This is a genomic window from Amycolatopsis sp. cmx-11-12, from assembly GCF_046269425.1.
Taxonomy (GTDB): Bacteria; Actinomycetota; Actinomycetes; order Mycobacteriales; family Pseudonocardiaceae; genus Amycolatopsis.
Genome location: NZ_JADNQM010000041.1, coordinates 53,557 through 71,915, shown reverse-complemented (window position 1 = coordinate 71,915; position 18,359 = coordinate 53,557). Strand labels below are relative to the sequence as shown.

At 67.9% G+C, this 18,359-nt stretch carries 13 protein-coding genes and 2 pseudogenes; 10 read left to right on the top strand and 5 right to left on the bottom strand.

Annotated elements, in window-relative coordinates; translation table 11 throughout:
* Positions 1-30: 30 nt before the first annotated feature.
* A complete protein-coding gene (locus ACLARN_RS37220; protein ID WP_409496175.1) occupies positions 31-567 on the top strand; it encodes a methylated-DNA--[protein]-cysteine S-methyltransferase in 537 nt (178 codons plus the stop codon).
* Positions 568-676: 109 nt separating this feature from the next.
* Here ACLARN_RS37220 and ACLARN_RS37215 read toward each other — a convergent pair whose 3' ends face one another.
* Both ACLARN_RS37215 and lysX read right to left on the bottom strand, forming a co-directional pair.
* Positions 677-1,264, bottom strand: coding sequence for a DinB family protein (locus ACLARN_RS37215; RefSeq protein ID WP_409496174.1), 588 nt, complete (start codon positions 1,262-1,264; stop codon positions 677-679).
* 143 nt (positions 1,265-1,407) lie between these two features.
* A complete protein-coding gene (gene lysX / locus ACLARN_RS37210; RefSeq protein ID WP_409496173.1) occupies positions 1,408-4,725 on the bottom strand; it encodes a bifunctional lysylphosphatidylglycerol synthetase/lysine--tRNA ligase LysX in 3,318 nt (1,105 codons plus the stop codon).
* Positions 4,726-4,980: 255 nt separating this feature from the next.
* Here lysX and panB point away from each other — a divergent pair, with 255 nt between their 5' ends.
* From panB to ACLARN_RS37190, 4 genes are all read left to right on the top strand, one after another.
* The gene (gene panB, locus ACLARN_RS37205) at positions 4,981-5,856 is read left to right on the top strand and encodes a 3-methyl-2-oxobutanoate hydroxymethyltransferase (protein ID WP_409496172.1); all 876 of its coding nucleotides are present in this window, start codon (positions 4,981-4,983) and stop codon (positions 5,854-5,856) included.
* A gap of 428 nt (positions 5,857-6,284) precedes the next feature.
* Positions 6,285-7,259: a hypothetical protein gene (locus ACLARN_RS37200; protein WP_409496171.1), complete on the top strand. Its 975-nt coding sequence runs from the start codon at positions 6,285-6,287 to the stop codon at positions 7,257-7,259.
* 89 nt (positions 7,260-7,348) lie between these two features.
* Positions 7,349-8,308, top strand: coding sequence for a prolyl aminopeptidase (gene pip, locus ACLARN_RS37195; RefSeq protein WP_409496170.1), 960 nt, complete (start codon positions 7,349-7,351; stop codon positions 8,306-8,308).
* Positions 8,309-8,494: 186 nt separating this feature from the next.
* On the top strand, positions 8,495-11,485 hold the full coding sequence (locus ACLARN_RS37190; RefSeq protein WP_409496169.1) for a PQQ-dependent sugar dehydrogenase: 2,991 nt from the start codon (positions 8,495-8,497) through the stop codon (positions 11,483-11,485).
* Positions 11,486-11,530: 45 nt separating this feature from the next.
* On the opposite strand, the pseudogene ACLARN_RS37185 reads toward ACLARN_RS37190, so the two are convergent.
* Together ACLARN_RS37185 and ACLARN_RS37180 are read right to left on the bottom strand one after the other, a co-directional pair.
* A pseudogene (locus ACLARN_RS37185) lies at positions 11,531-11,704 on the bottom strand (ABC transporter permease); the annotation flags it as partial.
* A 48-nt stretch (positions 11,705-11,752) separates the two neighbouring features.
* Positions 11,753-12,134, bottom strand: a pseudogene (locus tag ACLARN_RS37180) (aldehyde dehydrogenase family protein); the annotation flags it as partial.
* On the opposite strand from ACLARN_RS37180, the gene ACLARN_RS37175 reads away from it, so the two are divergent.
* The 3 genes from ACLARN_RS37175 to ACLARN_RS37165 all read left to right on the top strand — a co-directional run bounded on the left by ACLARN_RS37175 (position 12,061) and on the right by ACLARN_RS37165 (position 14,013).
* The gene (locus ACLARN_RS37175; RefSeq protein WP_409496188.1) at positions 12,061-12,372 is read left to right on the top strand and encodes a hypothetical protein; all 312 of its coding nucleotides are present in this window, start codon (positions 12,061-12,063) and stop codon (positions 12,370-12,372) included. The pseudogene ACLARN_RS37180 and the gene ACLARN_RS37175 overlap by 74 nt on opposite strands.
* Before the next feature lie 130 nt (positions 12,373-12,502).
* A complete protein-coding gene (locus ACLARN_RS37170; protein ID WP_409496168.1) occupies positions 12,503-13,246 on the top strand; it encodes a FadR/GntR family transcriptional regulator in 744 nt (247 codons plus the stop codon).
* Between the two features lie 32 nt (positions 13,247-13,278).
* Complete coding sequence (locus tag ACLARN_RS37165; RefSeq protein ID WP_409496167.1) at positions 13,279-14,013, top strand: cache domain-containing protein; 735 nt, start codon at positions 13,279-13,281, stop codon at positions 14,011-14,013.
* Here the strand turns inward: ACLARN_RS37165 and ACLARN_RS37160 are convergent.
* Positions 13,997-15,469 carry a PucR family transcriptional regulator gene (locus ACLARN_RS37160; protein ID WP_409496166.1) on the bottom strand — a complete coding sequence of 491 codons (1,473 nt, stop codon included), beginning with the start codon at positions 15,467-15,469 and terminating at the stop codon, positions 13,997-13,999. The two genes, ACLARN_RS37165 and ACLARN_RS37160, sit on opposite strands and share 17 nt — an antisense overlap.
* A 109-nt stretch (positions 15,470-15,578) precedes the next feature.
* On the opposite strand from ACLARN_RS37160, the gene gabT reads away from it, so the two are divergent.
* Positions 15,579-16,910 (top strand): 4-aminobutyrate--2-oxoglutarate transaminase, encoded by a 1,332-nt coding sequence (gabT, locus tag ACLARN_RS37155; protein WP_409496165.1) that lies wholly within the window; start codon positions 15,579-15,581, stop codon positions 16,908-16,910.
* Positions 16,907-18,337: an aldehyde dehydrogenase family protein gene (locus tag ACLARN_RS37150; RefSeq protein ID WP_409496164.1), complete on the top strand. Its 1,431-nt coding sequence runs from the start codon at positions 16,907-16,909 to the stop codon at positions 18,335-18,337. Before gabT ends, ACLARN_RS37150 begins: the two co-directional genes overlap by 4 nt.
* Positions 18,338-18,359: the final 22 nt, after the last annotated feature.

Here is an 18,359-nt window from a genome sequence, read left to right as displayed (position 1 = left end):
ACTGTCGGACCTGTCTCGTACCCTGGACTCATGACGGCACCGGGCTACGTCGTGTTCGGCACCGCGATCGGCGATTGCGGCATCGCGTGGAACGAACGCGGGGTCATCGCGATCCAACTCCCCGAGGGCAGTGAGGAAAAGACCAGGACACGGCTCACCGCGCGGCTGCCCGACGCGGTCGAATCCCCGCCACCGGCGGAAGTCCAGCGGGCGATCGAGGGCGTGGTCTCGTTGATGAACGGCGAGCGCACGGACCTCACCGGCATCGAACTCGACTACGAGGGCGTGCCGGAGTTCCATCACCGGGTCTACGAATTCATCCGCTCGATCCCCGCCGGGAAGACGCTGACCTACGGCGACATCGCGAACATCCTCGGCATGCCCGGCGGGGCGCAGGCCGTGGGGCAGGCGATGGGGCGCAACCCGTTCCCGATCATCGTGCCGTGCCACCGCGTGCTCGCCGCGGGTGGCAAGGACGGTGGGTTCTCCGCGAGAGGAGGGGTCGCCACCAAGCGCCGGATGCTGGTCATCGAAGGCGCTTTGGCGGACGAACCGACGTTGTTCTAGGCCGTGTCCGGTGAATCTGTTCGATGGGCTTCGTGATTTAGGTGGTTCCTGACGTGCCGTCAGGGACCGCCTGGGCGCGAAGACCGCGAACAGACTCACCGGACACGGCCTACACGGTCGCGGCCGGCGACCACGGCTTGAGCCAGGGCGTCTCCGGCCAGCCTTCCGCGGCGGCCATCAGCGGGACGGCGGTCGCGCCGTCGATGTGCTCGCGGATGATGTCGGCGTGCCCGGCGTGCCGCGCGGTCTCCTCGATGAGGTGGAAGAGCACCCAGCGGACCGACCAGGCGTCGACGTCCTGCGGATACCAGGGCACACCCTTCGGCACCGGGACCGGCTGGCCCAGGTCGGCGATCCCGGCGATGACGTCCGCAGTACGGCGGGCGACCTCGTCGTAGCGCGCGAAGACGCTTTCGATCGTCTCGTCCGGCGTCATCACGTAGCCGGCTTCGTAGTCCTTCATCGTCTCTTCCATCGGCTTCGCAGGCTTCTGGAGGACGATGTCGATCCAGCCGTCTTCGACGAACGCGGTGTGCTTGATCAGGCCACCGACGCTCAGGGAGCTTTTGGTCGGAACGGCTCTGGCCTGTTCTTCAGTGAGGCCGTGTGCCGCGATGCGCAGGACGTGCCGCTGCTGCTCGAGGTAGGCGAGGAGACCTTCGCGCTCGTCGGCGACCGGGGGAACGTTTCCAGCCATGATGGCTCCTTCCATCGGGAAGGAGATCTTTACATCCGGAACGCGGTCTCGGGCCGATTCAGTGAGGAAGCAGGGGACCTTTGCTATCGCTCGTTAGTGAGGCTAACGAGCGATAGCAAAGGTCCCTTGCTCTCCCGCTGCCGCTACGACTGGGGACGCACGAACGGGAACAGCACGGTCTGCCGGATCGAAGCCCCGGTCAGCATCATCAGCAGCCGGTCGACGCCGATGCCGAGTCCGCCGGTCGGCGGCATGCCGTGTTCGAGCGCGAGCAGGAAGTCCTCGTCCAGTTCCATCGCCTCGACGTCCCCGCTCGCCGCGCGCAGCGACTGCGCCTCCAGCCGCCGCCGCTGTTCGAGCGGGTCGGTCAGTTCGGTGTAGGCCGTGCCGACCTCGGAGCCGAACGCGATCAGGTCCCACCGCTCGGCCAGCCGCGGATCCACGCGATGCTGCCGGGTCAGCGGCGAGACGTCCGTCGGGTAGTCGGTGTAGAAGGTCGGCATCACGGTCGAGCCTTCGACAAGATGCTCGTGCGCCTTCAGCACGAGGTCGCCGTGCCCGGCCTCCTCGTTCACCGGCACTCCCGCCGCGCGGCACAGCCGCTGGAGTTCGGCGACCGAGGTACCCGCGTCGATCTTCGCTCCGAGCGCCGCCGAAACGGCTTCGTGGACCGGGATCACCGGCCAGTCACCGGAGATGTCGTACTCGACGACCTCCCCGTCCGGCCCCGGGCGGCGCACGACCTGCGCGCCGTACGCGGCCTCAGCGGCGTGCTGCACGAGTTCACGCGTCAGCGTTCGCATCGTGTTGTAGTCGGCATACGCCTGGTACGCCTCCAGCATGGTGAATTCGGGGTTGTGCGTCGCGTCGACACCTTCGTTGCGGAAGTTCCGGTTCAGCTCGAAAACCCGCTCGACCCCGGCCACGCACAGCCGTTTCAGGTACAACTCGGGCGCAATCCGGAGGTACATCCGCATGTCGTAGGCGTTGATATGGGTGACGAACGGGCGGGCGTTGGCGCCGCCATGCACGGTCTGCAACATCGGCGTCTCGACTTCGAGGTAATCGCCCTGGTGCAGCCGTTCCCGCACCGCGCGCACCACGGTCGACCGCATCCGCAGCATCGCCGTCGAATCCGGGTTCACCGCGAGGTCGAGGTAGCGCTGCCGCACTCGCGTCTCCGGGTCGGTGAGACCCTTTCGCTTGTCCGGCAACGGATGCAGGCTCTTCGCCGTCACCGTCCACTCGTCGACGAGCACGGAAAGCTCGCCGCGACGCGACGTCACGACCTGCCCGCTCACGCCGACGTGATCGCCGAGGTCGACGCCCCGCCGCCAGCCGCCGAGATCGAGCACAGAGGCGTCGAGCATCAGCTGGATCTCGCCGCTGAAGTCCTTGACCCTGGCGAAACAGAGTCCGCCGAGGTTGCGCATCGCGAGCACCCGGCCGGCGACGCTGACCCGGTGACCGGTGTGGGCGTCCGTGCTCAGGTCGCCGAATTTGGCGACGACCTCGCCGAGCAGATCCTCCCGGGCGAAACCGACCGGGTAGGGGTCGATCCCGGCTTCCCGCAAACGATCCAGCTTCGCCATCCGCACGCGGACCTGGTCCGGGCGCCGCACCTGCTTCGGTGCCGGGGTGGCCGCGTTCGCGTCGATACGATGGACTTCGGCGACGAATTCGTCGGTGACCGTCTCCAGTTTCAGTGCCCGACCTGACCGTCCTGTCGGGACGAAACCTTCGAGCGCGCCCGCGACGATACCGACCCGCGGCAGCCGTCGAGCCGAGGAGTAGCACAGGAATCGCGGTTCCCAGTCGGGGCCGTACTTGGCGTTGGACCGGTAGAGCGATTCCAGCTGGAAGAAGCGCGACGCCATGCTGAGAACACCGCGCCAGGCGCGGAGCACCGGACCCGCGCCGATCCGCTCCCCCTCGGAGAAGACGGCGCGGAACATCGCGAAGTTCAGCGAAATCCGTTGTGCGCCAAGGTGTGAGCTCGCCGCCACGACCTCGGCGATCATGTATTCGTTGAGGCCGTTCTCGGCGTCACGGTCGCGCCGCATCAAGTCCAGCGACAACCCACGACGGCCCCAAGGGACGAACGACAGCATGCCGCGCAGCTCGCCTCGGGCGTCGTACGCCTCGACCATCACGCTCCGGCCGTCACTCGGATCGCCGAGCCTGCCGAGCGCCATCGAGAACCCGCGCTCGGTCTCCGCGCCGCGCCATTGCTGCGCCTGCAACAGCAGCCGAGCCATTTCGTCGGCCGGGATTTCGCTGTGCCGCCGGACTTTCGTGGTGTATCCGGCCCGTTCGATCCGTTTGACCGCTTGCCGGACCGAGCGGCGTTCCGGCCCGGCGAGGCTGAAGTCCCGGACGTCGAGGACCGCTTCGTCCCCGATTTCCAGCGCGCGCAGACCCGCGTCGGCGTAGGTCTTCGCGCCGCGTTCGCTCGCGCCGAGCACTCCAGGGGTCCAGCCGTAGGTGCGTGCTTCGTTCAGCCAGGCGCGGACCGCGTCGGGCCAGGCGTCGGGATCGCCGATGGGATCGGCACTCGCGACGCTGGTGCCCGCGAGCACTCGGTAGGCGACGGCGGCGCGGCCGTTGGGTGAAAAGACGACGCTCTTCTCGCGCCGCGTGGCGAAATAGCCCAAAGAGTCGTCTTCGCCGTGTTCGGCGAGAAGGCGGCGTACGCGCAGTTCTTCCTCGTCTGTCCTCAAACGACGGCTGCGTACGCCGCGGAAGAGCGTGTACAGAGCGGCCGTCGCGACGGCGGTGGCGCTGAGGTCGAGCACGAGATCGAGCCAGGCGGGTCCTTCGCCGATGCCGACCCGGCGGAGCTGGATGTTCTCACCGGTCGTGTGGTTGACGACCCAGGCGAACCGCGCCCAGGTGTCCGCGAGACGACCGGGGAAGGCCTCGCTCAGTCCCCAGCCGACGAGGATGACCGCGGCCAGCCCGCCGAACAGCATGGTGAGGCCGTCGCGCCACGCGCTCGGCGCGAGCCGGGCGGGGAACGCGGGCCGCAGGATCCACAGGAGCGCGATCATGCCGATCGAGATCAGGTCGGCGATCGCCAGCACCCACACCTGGTGCGGGATGTGCCGGACCTGCCACGGCCCCAGTTTCAGCAGTTCGGGCCACCACAACAGGGCGGCTTGGAAGGCCAGGGTCACCGCCATGCCGCCGACCTGGAACAGCAGCAGCGTGTAAAGGGCGGCGCGTTTGCGTCGGCGGAGCGCGGCGCCGAGAACGACGAGCAGCAGGACGATCACGAGGCTCGCGTTCGTCGGGATGCTCAGCGCCGAGAAGGCGACGTCACCTGCCTTGAGCACCGGCCCCTTCACGCCGCCGGCGAGGAGGAGGATCACGGAGAACACGGCCGCGAGCTGCACAAGAGTGGCGACGATGCCGCCCGCCCTCGCCTTCCACGGCGGGACACGGCTCGCTGGGTTTCCCATACTGGCCTTTCGGGGTACACACAGGTGATCGACAGCTGCTACTACTTGACGTCACACAACCCTGTGTGGTTGTCAACGATCATCATCCTCTGGTCTCGATTTGGTCGTCCGGAGGCGTGACGCTGCCGGAACACCGCAGTGTGAAGCTGGTCGCACGACCTTGGGGGCGCAATCCCCGCGTGTCAGGCTTTGATCTGTTCAGCTCCACGACCCGGGGACCTCTTCGAGGCCTCGAGGGAAGGACGGTCGACAAGGATGTCTGCCACCGAAAAGGATTCTGGCGAACTCGCCGCTCCGTACGGAACCGGCGCGGCGCCCCAGGCCACATCTGGGAAGAAAGTCCGCGTACATCACCTTCGCGATTTGAAAGAGCGCGGCGAAACCTGGCCGATGCTCACCGCCTACGACATGTACACCGCCGCGCTGTTCGACGAGGTGGGCATTCCCGTGCTGCTCGTCGGGGATTCCGCGGCGAACAACGTCTTCGGCTACGACACCTCACTTCCGGTGACCGTGGACGAGCTGCTTCCCCTGGTCCGGGCGGTGACCCGCTCGGTGAAGCGGGCGCTGGTCGTGGCCGATCTGCCGTTCGGCTCGTACCAGCTTTCGCCGCAGCAGGCGCTGGAGACGTCGGTGCGGTTCATGAAGGAAGGCCGTGCGCACGCGGTGAAACTCGAAGGCGGGCGGAAGTTCGCGCCGCATGTCGAGGCGCTGACCTCGGCCGGCGTCCCGGTGATGGGACATATCGGGTTCACCCCGCAGAGTGAACACAATCTCGGCGGTTACCGAGTCCAGGGACGCGGCGAAGCGGCTGACGCGCTGCTCGCCGACGCGCTCGCCCTGGAGGAGGCAGGCGCCTTCGCGGTCGTCATGGAGATGGTGCCCGCCGAAGCGGCGAAGCGGATCACGCACGAACTGAGGATCCCGACCGTCGGTATCGGCGCCGGGCCGGATTGCGACGCGCAGGTGCTCGTCTGGCAGGACATGGCCGGGCTCCGGCGCGGCAAGACACCCCGGTTCGTGAAGAAGTACGCCGATCTGGCGGGCGTGCTGGCCGGGGCCGCGACGGCGTTCGCGGAGGACGTCCGGCGAGGTGAATTCCCGGCTTCGGAGCACTCTTTCCACGACTGAGTCGCCCCTGACCTGCGAAAAGAGAGCAAGGGACCTTTGCTATCACTCCCGTTGGGGAGGGCGATAGCAAAGGTCCCTTGCTCTCTCCGCACGCAGCACAGCCGGGACGGCTGCGGTGACTGTGTGGATTTCGGGTCATCCAACGCACCAAAATCCACACAGCCAGTCAGCACCACTACGCGGCGTACAGGGTGTGTGGAAATAGGGACACTCAACGTCCCTATTTCCACACACCCCCCCCGTCCCGTCGCCCGCGATAGCAAAGGTCCCTTGCTCTCTTTCGGGGTGGCCCGTGCGCGCCGACCCTTCTTTAGTCGTTCATGTATATGAACTTCAATCATGTCCTTGACTCGCATTCGAGAGCTGCCTTACGGTCTAGCCGTCGCCGCCACGACCGAGCTTCGATCCCTCGATGAGGAGGACCACGGATGCGTGTTCGTGAGCGGGTTCTGGCCATCGCGACCGGTGCCGTTCTGCTGTCGACCCTGGCGGCGTATCCCGCACAGGCCGCGACGGTCCGCGTAGGGACTTCGGAGCAGCTGACGGCGGCGCTCGCTTCGGTCACTCCCGGCACTGTCATCGAACTCGCGGCCAACACGACCTTCACGGGCAACTTCAAGGCGGCGAAGAGCGGCACCTCCGGCAGTCGCATCACGCTGAAGGGTCCGCGAAGCGCGGTCATCAAGGCCTCGGCCGGGCGCACGCTCGAGCTCACCGGTAGTTACTGGAACCTGACCGGCTTCACTCTCACCGGTGGCCAGAAGGGCCTGATGGCGACCGGCGTCAAGAACACGATCGTCGACGGCATCAAGGTCACCGGCGTCGGTCACGAAGGCATCCATTTCCAGTACACGAGCACCGACAACATCGTGAAGAACTCCGAGGTCACCGACACTGGCCGCGAGTACGCGGGCTACGGCGAAGGCATCTACTTCGGTTCCGCGAAGGGCAACTGGCCGGGCGGCACGCCGGACCGGAGCGACCGCAACAAGGCGCTCGGTAACAAGATCGGCCCGAACGTGCGGGCCGAGTCGATCGACATCAAGGAAGGCACCACCGGCGGCGAACTGCGTGGCAACGTCTTCGACGGGACCGGGCAGAGCGGCGAGCACTTCGCCGACAGCTGGGTGGACATGAAGGGCAACAACTACGTGGTCGCGGACAACCGGGGCAGCAAGGTCTTCGTGCACAACGCGACCTACGGCGGCTTCGAGGTCCATGTCCAGCTCGACGGCTGGGGCCGCGACAACACCTTCTCCGGCAACACCGCGGACGTGCAGTCCAGTTACGCGTACGGCTTCTATCTCGTGAAGGCCGCTACGGGGAACAAGGTCTGCGCGAGCAACAAGGTGACCGGTGCCGGGAAGGGATTCGCGAACGTGACCGCCACGGCGGGCTGCTGACGCGACCGAAGACCGGGGGCCCGCTCAGCCCGGCGGCGGGGGCGGGCCCCCACCCTTCCGACACTCGCCGATTCGGGCAGAGTGTCCTTATGGATGACCTGTACCCGCCGATCCATGTGCGCGCCGAGGGCATGCTCGACGTCGGCGACGGGCACCGGATCTACTGCCAGGAAGCCGGGAACCCGGACGGCAAACCGGTGGTCGTCCTGCATGGAGGCCCTGGTAGCGGCATCTCGCCCATGGCTCGGCGGCATTTCGACCCCGAGGCCTACCGGATCATCCTGTTCGACCAGCGCGGCGCCGGCCGCAGCACTCCGCATATCGGCGAACCGGACGTCGACCTGTCGGTCAACACCCTCTGGCACCTCGTCTCGGACATGGACAAGCTGCGCGAACGACTGAATCTCGAACAATGGCAGCTCTTCGGCGGCTCGTGGGGCGCGACTCTCGCCCTCGCTTACGCCGAAACCCACCCGAGCCGCGTCAGCGAAATCATCCTGCGCGGCGTCTTCACCGCCCGCCGCAACGAACTCGACTGGATCTACAACGGCGGCGCCGCGAACCTCTTCCCCCGCGAATGGGAAGCCTTCCTCGCACCGATCCCCGAAGATCGCCGCGACGACCCTCTGTCGGCCTACCGCGAACTCGTCTACCACTCCGATCGGGTGATTCGGGAGCGTGCCGCCATCGCCTGGAGCGTCTGGGAAGGCGCGATCGTCTGCCTGCGCCCGGATCCGGGCTTCCACAACCAGTACGCGTCGCCGGACTTCGCCCTCACCTTCGCGCGGCTGGCGTTGCACTACTTCTGCCATGGGGCCTGGCTTGAGGATGGGCAGCTGATCCGGGAGGCCGGGAAGCTGTCGGGGATTCCCGGCGTGATCGTGCAGGGTCGGTACGACGCGGTATGTCCGCCGGTGACGGCTTATGAGCTGCACCAGGCCTGGCCGGACTCGAAGCTGGAGTTGGTGGAGGCGGCCGGTCACGCGGTGACGGATCCGGGGATGCTGGCGGCGCTTCGGGACGCGACGGATTCCTTCCGGCTTCGCTGACTCCGGCAGATGGCCGATGACAAGCCGGGTCCAGACCAATAGCGTTCCCCTTGATCATCGTCCTTGGGGGGATCCGGGTGTCTTGATCGTCGCGTAGCACCATGCCGTGGCCGCGACATACCTCCTTCGGCCTGCGCGCGATCTCACGCCATCAGGAGCTCTCTTCGTCCGAAGAAAGCAGGTCCGATGCGTTCTCGAAGATCCATCGCCGCCGCGACAGCCGTCTTGACCGCTCTCGGCGTCACGGTCGTCACGGCACCCGTCGCCGAAGCGGCACCAGTACTGCCACCCGGGTTCGTGTTGACCGACACGCCGACCGGGCAGCCTGCCGGTGAGCTCACCGATATGGCCTATCTGCCCGACGGCAGCGTCCTCACCGCCGGCAGGCAGGGCTCCGTACGGTGGACGCCGAAGGGCGGTCAGCCGAATGAAATCGCGTCGCTCCCGGTCTACACCGGAGGCTCGCTCGGCTTGACGAGCATCGCGGTGGACCCGAATTACGCCACCAGCCGGACGATCTACACCGCGCGAGCCCTGTCGACCGGCGGGGGCGACCGGGCTTTCCGCGTCAGCCAATGGCAGGTTCAGGGAATGGACGGGCCGACCGGGCTCACCAACGAAAAACTGGTGCTTCAGATCCCCGCGAACTCCGACAGCCGGGGAATCCAGGATCTCGCCGTGGATCCGTCCGGTGAAGTGCTCTGGATCGCGGTCGGCGACAACACGGCCGACCAGGCACCCGAGACCGCCACCAAGGACACCGTGGACAAGTTCGCGCTGCGCGCGCTGGACCCGGGTCAGCCGACCGGGAAAATCCTGCGGGTCACCACGGACGGTGTCGGCTTCCGCGGCAATCCCTTCTACGACAGGAACGCGCCGGACTCCTGGCGCAGCCGCAACTACCTCAGCGGCCTCCGGGATCCGCGGATCACACTCGACCAGCGTGGCGGGATCGTCGTCACGGACAACGGCTGGGCGGCCCGGGACGAGGTGAACATCGCCCTGCCCGGCCAGAACCTGAAATGGCCGTGCTGGGAAGGTAACGGCAAGACACCCGGTTACCGCGACCTGACCGAGTGCGGCGGCGTGCTGAACACCGCGCCGCTGACGGAAACGGCCCGTCAGGCGAACGGCGTCCTTCTCGGCGGGGTCTTCTACGCCGGTACGTCGTATCCGGAGCCCTACCGTGGGCGCCATTTCGTGGCGGACAAAGGCGCGGGCACCCTGTCGACCCTACGGTTCGACAGTGCCGGGCAGGTGGTCGATCAGCCAACGGCGCTCGCCTCCGGGATCGGCGCCCCTGTCGCCCTCGCGACCGCGCCCAACGGGGACATCGTGGTGGCCGACGCGAGCACCTCGACCCTGCGGCGGTTGAGCCACCTTCCGGGCAACAAGGCCCCCACGGCGTCCTTCGACGCCGCCTACTCCCCCGGTGGCCGCACGGTTTGGTTCGACGCGAGCACTTCGATGGATCCGGATTTCGACGACATCGGCTACGAATGGGACTTCGGCGACGGCGGTACCGGGACCGGACGCATAGTGCCCCACGTCTACGCCCCCGCGGCCGAGAAGGTGACCGTCACCCTGACCACGAGGGACATCCACGGGACGGCGACGACCACGACCCAGTCCGTCACCCCCAACACCTTCGGCCCGACGGTCCTGATGTCCTCACCGGGATTGGACGCGCGCTTCCCGGCGAGGGAACCGATCACGCTGACGGCGGAGGCGAGCGATCCCGTCGACGGGCCGCTCACCGTGAACTGGACCGCGGAAAGGGTGGTCTGCCCGAATCAGGACAGCTGCACGACCAGCGTGCTGCGCACCGGTTCGGGGCCGAGCTTCTGGCTGCATTACCCGGACGACAACGATGGCAAGGTCGTCTTCACCGCCTCCGTGTCCAACAGCCGCGGTGTCGTGAACAGGGCGCGGTACGTCGCCCTGCCGAGGCTGGCCAGGGTTTGGATCGGCGGATCGCGTGAAGCCCGGTTCGACGTGGGCAGAGGCCAGGGCCAGGCCCTAAACAGGCTGGTGACCGTCGGTTCCCTGGTCTCGATCACCGCACCGTCCGAGGCGTTCGACGGAGCGCGGTTCACGGAATGGGGGGACAACCACGATCCCTCTCCGCAGCGGCAGTTCCTGGTGCCGACGGGCGGGATGCAGGTACGAGCCGACTACCAGTCGCCCATCGAGAAGCGCTACGCCGAAGACGCCGGCCTGCGGGCGAAGCTGGGTGCCGCGACGGGGATCGAGATCATCGAAGGCGACGTTCATTGGCAGCCTTACGCCAACGGACGTCTTTACTGGACACCGCGGACCGGCGTGACCGCCGTCTCCGGCGCGATCCACGAAAAGTACGTCGCCCTCGGCGCGCATGCCTTCCTCGGAGTCCCGACCACGGACGAAACCCCGGGCAAAGCGGGTGACGGCCGCTTCAACCACTTCGAAGGCGACCCCACGACCGGTGCCGGGACGATCTACTGGACACCGGCTTCCGGAGCGGTGGCGATCTACGGTCCTATCCGCGACAAATGGCTCGAGACCGGAGCGGAAGCCGGCCTGCTCGGTCACCCGATCACCGATCAGGCGGCGACACCGGACGGCATCGGCCGGTACAACCACTTTGTCGGCTCGTCGATCTATTGGACGGCCGCGACCGGAGCGCACTATGTCAAGGGCGAGATCCGGGACAAGTGGCAGGCACTCGGGTGGGAGAGGTACTTCGGATACCCCACCACGGACGAGAGCCGAACCCCGGACGGTGTGGGCAGATACAACCACTTCAGCCAAGCAGGCTCGATCTATTGGACACCTTCGACACGCGCCTACGAAGTCCACGGACTGATCCGTGCGCGCTACGCGGCCGTCGGCTGGGAGAACGGACTCGGCTACCCGAAGACCGACGAGACGTGGACACCGGGCAACACCGGGAAGTACAACCACTTCGTCCAGGGTGGCTTCGAGCACTCGATCTACTGGCGAGCGGGTACGAACAACGCGTGGGAGGTCAAGGGGGCGATCCGTCTTCGCTGGCGGGACCTCGGCTGGGAGACGTCCTATCTCGGCTTTCCGACCAGCGGTGAGTACAACACGCCGACCGGTAAGCGCAGCGACTTCCAGAATGGCTACATCACCTACAACGGATCGACGGGAGCGATCGAAGACCGTCGATACTGAGTGAATAGAGCGCCGGTGCGGCTTTCGGGCCGCACCGGCGTTCGTCTACAAACGACCACCGGAAGTCGTGTCACCGGAAAGACGTTGCGCCAGGTACACCGGCACCGTCGAAGCCAGGATCAGTACCGCCGCCACGACGTTGACGATCGGTGCCTGGTTCGGCCGGATCAGGTTGTTCAGGATCCAGATCGGCAGGGTCTCCAGTCCGGTCCCGAGGGTGACCAGTACGGGCGCCTTGCCTCCTAGTTCGAGGTGGACGCGCTTAACGTCCTTCGCCGCCGAAGCGGCGACTTCGATCCCGGCGCGAACGGACCCGGTGATGGACACCATCGCGGGGATCTCGTGTTCGACGAGCGCCCGTCCGGTGTCGCGGTCGCCGCAGATCACGTTGAGCACGCCGGGCGGCAGGAATTCGGCGTAGATCTCGGCGAAGAGCAGGTTTGAGCACCACGGTGTTCCCCGCGGCGAGCGCGGGGGCGATCTTCCAGACCGCCATGAGCAGCGGGTAGTTCCACGGCGTAACCTGCGCGCACACGCCGATCGGTTCTCGGCGGACGAAAGAGGTATGCCCTTCCATGTATTCGCCCGCCGACCGTCCTTCCAGGACACGCGCGGCCCCCGCGAAGAACCGCAACTGGTCGACGATCATCGGCAGTTCTTCCGCCGCGGTGAGCGCGATCGGCTTGCCGGTGTTCGACGAGCACGAGGCCGTCCGCGCGCGCTTCGACGTCTTCGGGTCCGGCGACGGCGGCGGTGCAATACGGGCGACCGGTGACGGGATCGACGATGTCGGCGACCTCGCCCGAGTCGGATCCGGTGTACTCACCGCCGATGAAGTGCTTCAACTGCTGCACGAAAGCTCCTGGCTACTGGGCCTGGGGACGTGAGGCGATAGCAAAGGTCCCTTGCTCCCTTTGGGGCGGCAAGCGAGCTAAAACATATAAGTCCAGATGTTAAAGGACGAGACGATGGGGCAAGATTGGTTCCATCGGGTAGCGGTACGGGCGAAGGGCCACCATGCGTAAGGGGATGTCGCACAGCGCGCGGTCAGCGATGTTCGCGCCACTCGACCAGATCGGCCGGGCGGAAGCGGTCACCGCGCGGCTGGTCGACGCCATCACGCTCGGACTGCTGGCCGACTCGGAACAGCTGCCGAGCGAAGCCGAACTGGCCGCCCAGTTCGGCGTCTCCACCGTGACCGTTCGCGAAGCGCTCGTGGCCTTGCGACAGCAGGGCCTTGTCGAGACGCGACGCGGGCGAGGCGGCGGAAGTTTCGTGAAGACGCCTGTGGACCCTTCGGCCGCTTCGTGGCGAGAACGCCTTCGCACGGTTTCGCTGTCGGATCTGCGCGACGTCGGCGACCACTACCTGGCCATCGCCGGCGCCGCGGCCAAACTCGCCGCCGAGCGGAGTTCGCCCGAGGACATCGAGCGGCTCGAACTGGCGACCGAAGACATCCGCATCGCGACAGGCGCGGAGGCGTCGCGCGCCGAACGCCAGTTCCACCTCGAAGTCGCCGCGGCCGCGCAGTCACCGCGGCTGACCCGAGAGGAAGTGCAGTTGCAGAGCGAGCGAGGCGGGCTGCTCTGGCTGCCGCTCGAACCGCACGGCACCCGAGAGAACGCCTACGCCGAACACCGCGCGATCACCGCCGCCATCGCACAGGGCGACGGCGAGCTGGCCAGAAAGCTCACCGAGGAACACATCCTCGAGGCGATAGACCGGCTGGCGGACGTGCATTTAGACCTTCTGGCCCCTTAAGCTGCGGCATCCGCGCATCCGAGGTGAGCATCGTGAACGACACACCGTCCGCCGGTTCCGAGGTCGTAGAACAGGTATCCGGCCTGGTCGAGGATGTCTTCGGGAGGTTGAAGCCGGTACTGGCCGTCACCGAGGCGCTGCTGGCCGCCTCCGCCGATGCCACCGCCGACGACCTGACCCGGCTCCGTCCGCAGGTCTTCGACGTCCTCGGCGGCCTGGTCGTCGGCGCCGGGTTCATCAGCGCGCCGAACGCGCTGGCCGATCAGGAATTCGGCTTCGAATGGTGGACCGAGACCGGTGACGCCGAACCCGTGCAGCTGGTCATCAGCCTCGACCCGGCCAGTGACAACTTCCTCGACTACACCCGGCAATCGTGGTTCACCGTCCCGCGTGACACCGGCCGCCGCCACATCAACGGACCGTACGTCGACTACCTCTGCACCGACGAGTACACGCTGACCTTCACCGTTCCCGTCCAGCGCGACGGAGAGTTCGCGGGGGTCGTCGGCGCGGACATCTACGTACGCGAGGTCGAGCGCCTGTTGCAGCCGAAACTGCGCACGCTCGGCGGCCGCGCGGCGCTCGTCAACGCGCAGGGCAGGGTGATCGTCTCGAACAACGCGCGCCAGGCGACCGGCTCGTTGGTGCGCGACGTCGACGTCCCGGCGTGGTGGTCCTCCGGCGCGGAACCGGTCACCACCGAGAACGGCGCCACGCTACGACGGTGCGGGGACTCGCCGATCGCGCTGGTCAGGTCCGGGGGCTGACCTGCAGCGCGAGCCAGAATTCGGCGCGTACGCCGGGGGAATCGAGGTCGCGGCCGGTCAGTTCGGCGACCTTGCGCACGCGATTGCGCAGGGTGTGCCGGTGCACGCCAAGCCGTGCGGACGCCAGATCCCAATGACCGTGGTGTTCGAGCCAGCAGGTCAGTGAGGCGACCAGTTCACCTCGGCCGGTTTCGTCATGCTGCCGCAGCGGCGCCAGCAGTCTGTCCGAAAACGCCTGCGCCGCTTGGGAATCGACCATCTCCAGGAAGCCACGCCCGGCGTATTCCGCGAACCGGACCAACGGTGCCCGCTCGGCCTTCGCCGCTTCCGCCGCTTGCTTCGCCTGGCGGAGACCGGCCGGAAAATCCACTGTGGACACCGCGTCGGACAGCCCGGCGTGCAGCCCTCCGATACGGGAAGCCAACCGCGAGACCACCTCCACGTCGCCGAGCGCGACCACGAACGCGCCGGACTCACCGAAGAAAACCTTCTCTCCGGACGTTTCGGCGTCGAGCGCGTCGGCGAGCGAACGGCGGGCCGCGGCGGGACCTGTGACGGCGAGGACCGGCCACGGCGGTTCCGGCACACCACCCCAGAGTGTCTTCATCGTCCTGGTGGCGAGGTCGGTGTGTCCCGCGGCGAGCAGGTCGCACAGCCCCGACCGCAGTCGTCGGAGCGCGACGACGTGTTCCCGGTTCTGTTCCAGCGCAAGGGAAAGCAGGGACACCGCGGTGTTGACGATGTGCTGGCCTGCGGCGTCGAGCGGTTCCCGGGTGCCGACGACGAGCACGCCGCGTGCCCGGGTGTCGAGCGTTTGCAGGACGACCTCGTCCTCCCCCACCGCCGTCACCAGCGTGCCCGCGCGCAGCCGCCCGAGGTCTTCCCGCACTTCGTCGGCGAAGTGCCTGGCCGACGCGGGCGACGCTTCGGTGACGGCGCCCGCCGAATCGAGCAGGAGCACCCAGCCGTCGACCAGTTTCGCCAGTTTGCGCACCACTCCCCCAGTGCCGCCTTTGCCGACAGCGGTCCTGGTCAGTTCCTGCTGTCCCTTGCCGGTGCGCACGAGCGAGGCGTACTCGTCGGCGGCGACCGCGCGGGAGACCGCGCGCGTGATCGCGATGAACGGCGTCTTCCTCGGCACTTCGAGTACCGGGAGCCCCACCTCTTCGGCGGTGTCCACAAGGGACCGAGGAATGCTTTCGTGGCTGAGGCCGACTCCGAAACCGAGCCCCGCCACCCCCGCGTCGACGAGCCGCCGGATGTACTCCGGCGCGGTGATCTCATCGAGGGAGAGGCCGGTGGTGAGCAGCAGTTCGCCGCCTTCGAGGAAGGCCTGCGGATCGGTCAGTTCGGTGGGGTGGACCCAGCCGATCGGCCGGTCGAGCCCGGCCTCGGCCGCACGCACGCGCAGGCCCAGCGGGCGTTCGGCCGCGAGGGCGCGGAGCGTCAGTGCCATGTTGTCCAATTCTACGCCTCGATATCGACAAGATGTCGAGCTGACGCGGACCGGCCCGGCTCTCATCCTGGAGAGCGACCCCGTCCCTCGCGTCCGCAGGAGTCTGGCCGTGACCGTCACCACCGAAACCCAGCGCAGGCTGCGCACCGAGATTCCCGGCCCCGCCTCGCGCGCCTTGCAGGAGCGCCGCGCCGGCGTCGTCGCCGCGGGCGTGAGTTCGGTGCTGCCCGTCTACATCACCTCGGCCGAGGGCGGCCTGCTCACCGACGCCGACGGCAACGTCCTCATCGACTTCGGTTCCGGCATCGCGGTGACCAACGTCGGCCACGCCGCCCCCGCCGTCGTGGACCGCGTCCGCGAGCAGGTGGGCCTGTTCACGCACACGTGTTTCATGGTCACGCCGTACGAGGGGTACGTCGAGGTGTGCGAAGCACTCGACAAGCTGACGCCGGGCACCCACGAGAAGCGTTCGGTGCTGTTCAACTCCGGCGCCGAGGCCGTCGAGAACGCGGTGAAGATCGCCCGCGCCGCGACCGGCCGCCAGGCGGTCGTCGTGTTCGACCACGCCTACCACGGCCGCACCAACCTGACGATGGCGCTGACCGCGAAGTCCATCCCCTACAAGCACGGTTTCGGCCCGTTCGCGCCCGAGGTCTACCGGGTGCCGGGGTCGTACCCGTACCGCGACGGCCTGTCCGGTCCCGAAGCGGCGCGCATCGCCATCGACCGCATCGAGAAGCAGATCGGCGGCGACCAGGTCGCGGCCGTCGTCCTCGAACCGGTGCAGGGTGAGGGCGGGTTCATCGAGCCCGCTCCCGGTTTCCTGCCCGCGCTCTCCCGCTGGTGCACCGAGAACGGTGTCGTGTTCGTCGCGGACGAGGTGCAGACCGGCTTCTGCCGCACCGGCGAGTGGTTCGCGTCCACGCACGAGGACGTCGTGCCCGATCTGATCGCGACCGCCAAGGGCATCGCGGGCGGGCTGCCCCTTGCCGCCGTCACCGGCCGCGCGGAACTGCTCGACGCCGTCCCGCCGGGCGGGCTCGGCGGAACCTACGGCGGTAACCCGATCGCGTGCGCCGCGGCGCTCGGCTCGATCGAGGTCATGCGCCAGGAGAACCTCGCGGCGTCGGCGAAACGCATCGAGAACACGGTACTGCCGCGGCTGCGGGCGCTGGCCGAGGAGACCGGCGTGATCGGCGACGTCCGCGGCCGCGGCGCGATGCTGGCCGCCGAGTTCGTCAAGCCCGGCACCACCGAACCCGACGCCGACCTGACCAAACGGGTCGCGCAGGCCTGTCACCAGGCCGGGGTCGTCGTCCTCACCTGCGGCACCTACGGCAACGTCGTCCGCCTGCTGCCGCCGCTGTCCCTGTCCACCGAACTGCTCGAAGAGGGCCTGTCCGTCCTCGAGCACGCTGTCCGTACGGAGGCCTCCAAGTGAGTACCTTTCCTTTCTGGGTAGCCGGAAAGCCGGTCACCAGCGACGAGACCATCGTCGTCCGCCACTCCTTCGACAGCAGCGAGGCGGGCTCGCACCACGTTCCGTCCTCTTCGGACATCGAGACCGCGGTCCAGGCCGCGCACGACGTCCAGGATGAGTTCGCGACGCTGCCCGCGCACGTCCGGGCGGGGGCGTTGGACCACGTGTCCCGAGTTTTGGGTGAGCGGTCCGAAGAGCTCGCGCAGCTGATCACCGCCGAGTCGGGCAAGCCGCTGAAGTGGTCGCGCGGCGAGATCGGGCGCGCGGCGTCGACGTTCCGCTGGGCCGCCGAGGAGGCGCGCCGGTTCTCCGGTGACCTGCAGCGGCTCGACACCGACCCGGGCGGCACCGGACGGCTCGCGCTCGTGCGGCGAGTGCCGAAGGGCCCGGTGCTGGGCATCACGCCGTTCAACTTCCCGCTGAACCTGGTGGCGCACAAGGTCGCCCCGGCGATCGCGGTCGGCGCGCCGATCGTGCTCAAGCCCGCGCCCGCGACGCCGCTGACCGCGCTGCTGCTCGGCGAGATCCTGGCCGAGACCGCCCTTCCGGCCGGGAGCTGGTCGATCCTCCCGGTCAGCAACGAGGAATCGGCTCGGCTGGTCTCCGATCCGCGACTGCCGGTCGTGTCGTTCACCGGTTCCGTGCCGGTGGGCTGGGGCATCCGCGACAGCGTTCCGCGCAAGCACGTCGCGCTCGAACTCGGTGGCAACGCGGCGGTACTCGTCTGTCCTGATTGGACGGATTTGGACTTCGCAGCGCAGCGCATCGCGACCTTCGCGATGTACCAGGCGGGACAGTCGTGCATCTCGGTGCAGCGGGTGTACGCGCACGCCGACGTCTACGACGAACTCCAGGCGAAGGTGCTGGAGCAGGTGCGCGCGCTCGGGACCGGCAACCCGCGGGCGGACGGCGTGGACGTCGGACCGCTGATCAACACCGCCGCGGCCGAGCGGGTCGAGTCGTGGGTCGCGGCCGCCGTCGACGCCGGTGGCGAACTGCTGACCGGCGGCAAGCGCGACGGCGCGACCGTCGAACCGACCGTGCTCGCGAACGTGCCGGAGAACGCGTCGGTGATGGCCGACGAGGTCTTCGGGCCGGTCGTGTCGATCACGCGGGTGGAGTCGGTGGAGGACGGCGTACGCCGGATCAACGACTCGCGCTTCGGGCTTCAGGCGGGCGTGTTCACCCGTGACCTGCCGACCGCGTTCGACGTGTCCGCGAAGCTGCGCGTCGGCGGCGTGCTCGTCGGGGACGTGCCGAGCTTCCGGGCCGACCAGATGCCTTACGGCGGCGTGAAGGACTCCGGCGTCGGCCGCGAGGGCCCCGCGTCGGCGATGGCGGACTTCACCGAGGAACGCGTCACCGTCCTGACCGGCCTGACTCTCTGATCCCCGCAATTCGGCACCTGGT

What these genes read in the sequence shown, in the direction of transcription:
- ACLARN_RS37200 (WP_409496171.1), top strand. Translation starts at nt 6,285, where the DNA reads ATGCGTGTTCGTGAGCGGGTTCTGGCCATCGCGACCGGTGCCGTTCTG.
- ACLARN_RS37175 (WP_409496188.1), top strand. Translation starts at nt 12,061, where the DNA reads ATGTATTCGCCCGCCGACCGTCCTTCCAGGACACGCGCGGCCCCCGCG.
- ACLARN_RS37215 (WP_409496174.1), bottom strand. Translation starts at nt 1,264, where the DNA reads ATGGCTGGAAACGTTCCCCCGGTCGCCGACGAGCGCGAAGGTCTCCTC.
- ACLARN_RS37220 (WP_409496175.1), top strand. Translation starts at nt 31, where the DNA reads ATGACGGCACCGGGCTACGTCGTGTTCGGCACCGCGATCGGCGATTGC.
- ACLARN_RS37170 (WP_409496168.1), top strand. Translation starts at nt 12,503, where the DNA reads ATGCGTAAGGGGATGTCGCACAGCGCGCGGTCAGCGATGTTCGCGCCA.
- lysX (WP_409496173.1), bottom strand. Translation starts at nt 4,725, where the DNA reads ATGGGAAACCCAGCGAGCCGTGTCCCGCCGTGGAAGGCGAGGGCGGGC.
- ACLARN_RS37190 (WP_409496169.1), top strand. Translation starts at nt 8,495, where the DNA reads ATGCGTTCTCGAAGATCCATCGCCGCCGCGACAGCCGTCTTGACCGCT.
- panB (WP_409496172.1), top strand. Translation starts at nt 4,981, where the DNA reads ATGTCTGCCACCGAAAAGGATTCTGGCGAACTCGCCGCTCCGTACGGA.
- ACLARN_RS37160 (WP_409496166.1), bottom strand. Translation starts at nt 15,469, where the DNA reads ATGGCACTGACGCTCCGCGCCCTCGCGGCCGAACGCCCGCTGGGCCTG.
- pip (WP_409496170.1), top strand. Translation starts at nt 7,349, where the DNA reads ATGGATGACCTGTACCCGCCGATCCATGTGCGCGCCGAGGGCATGCTC.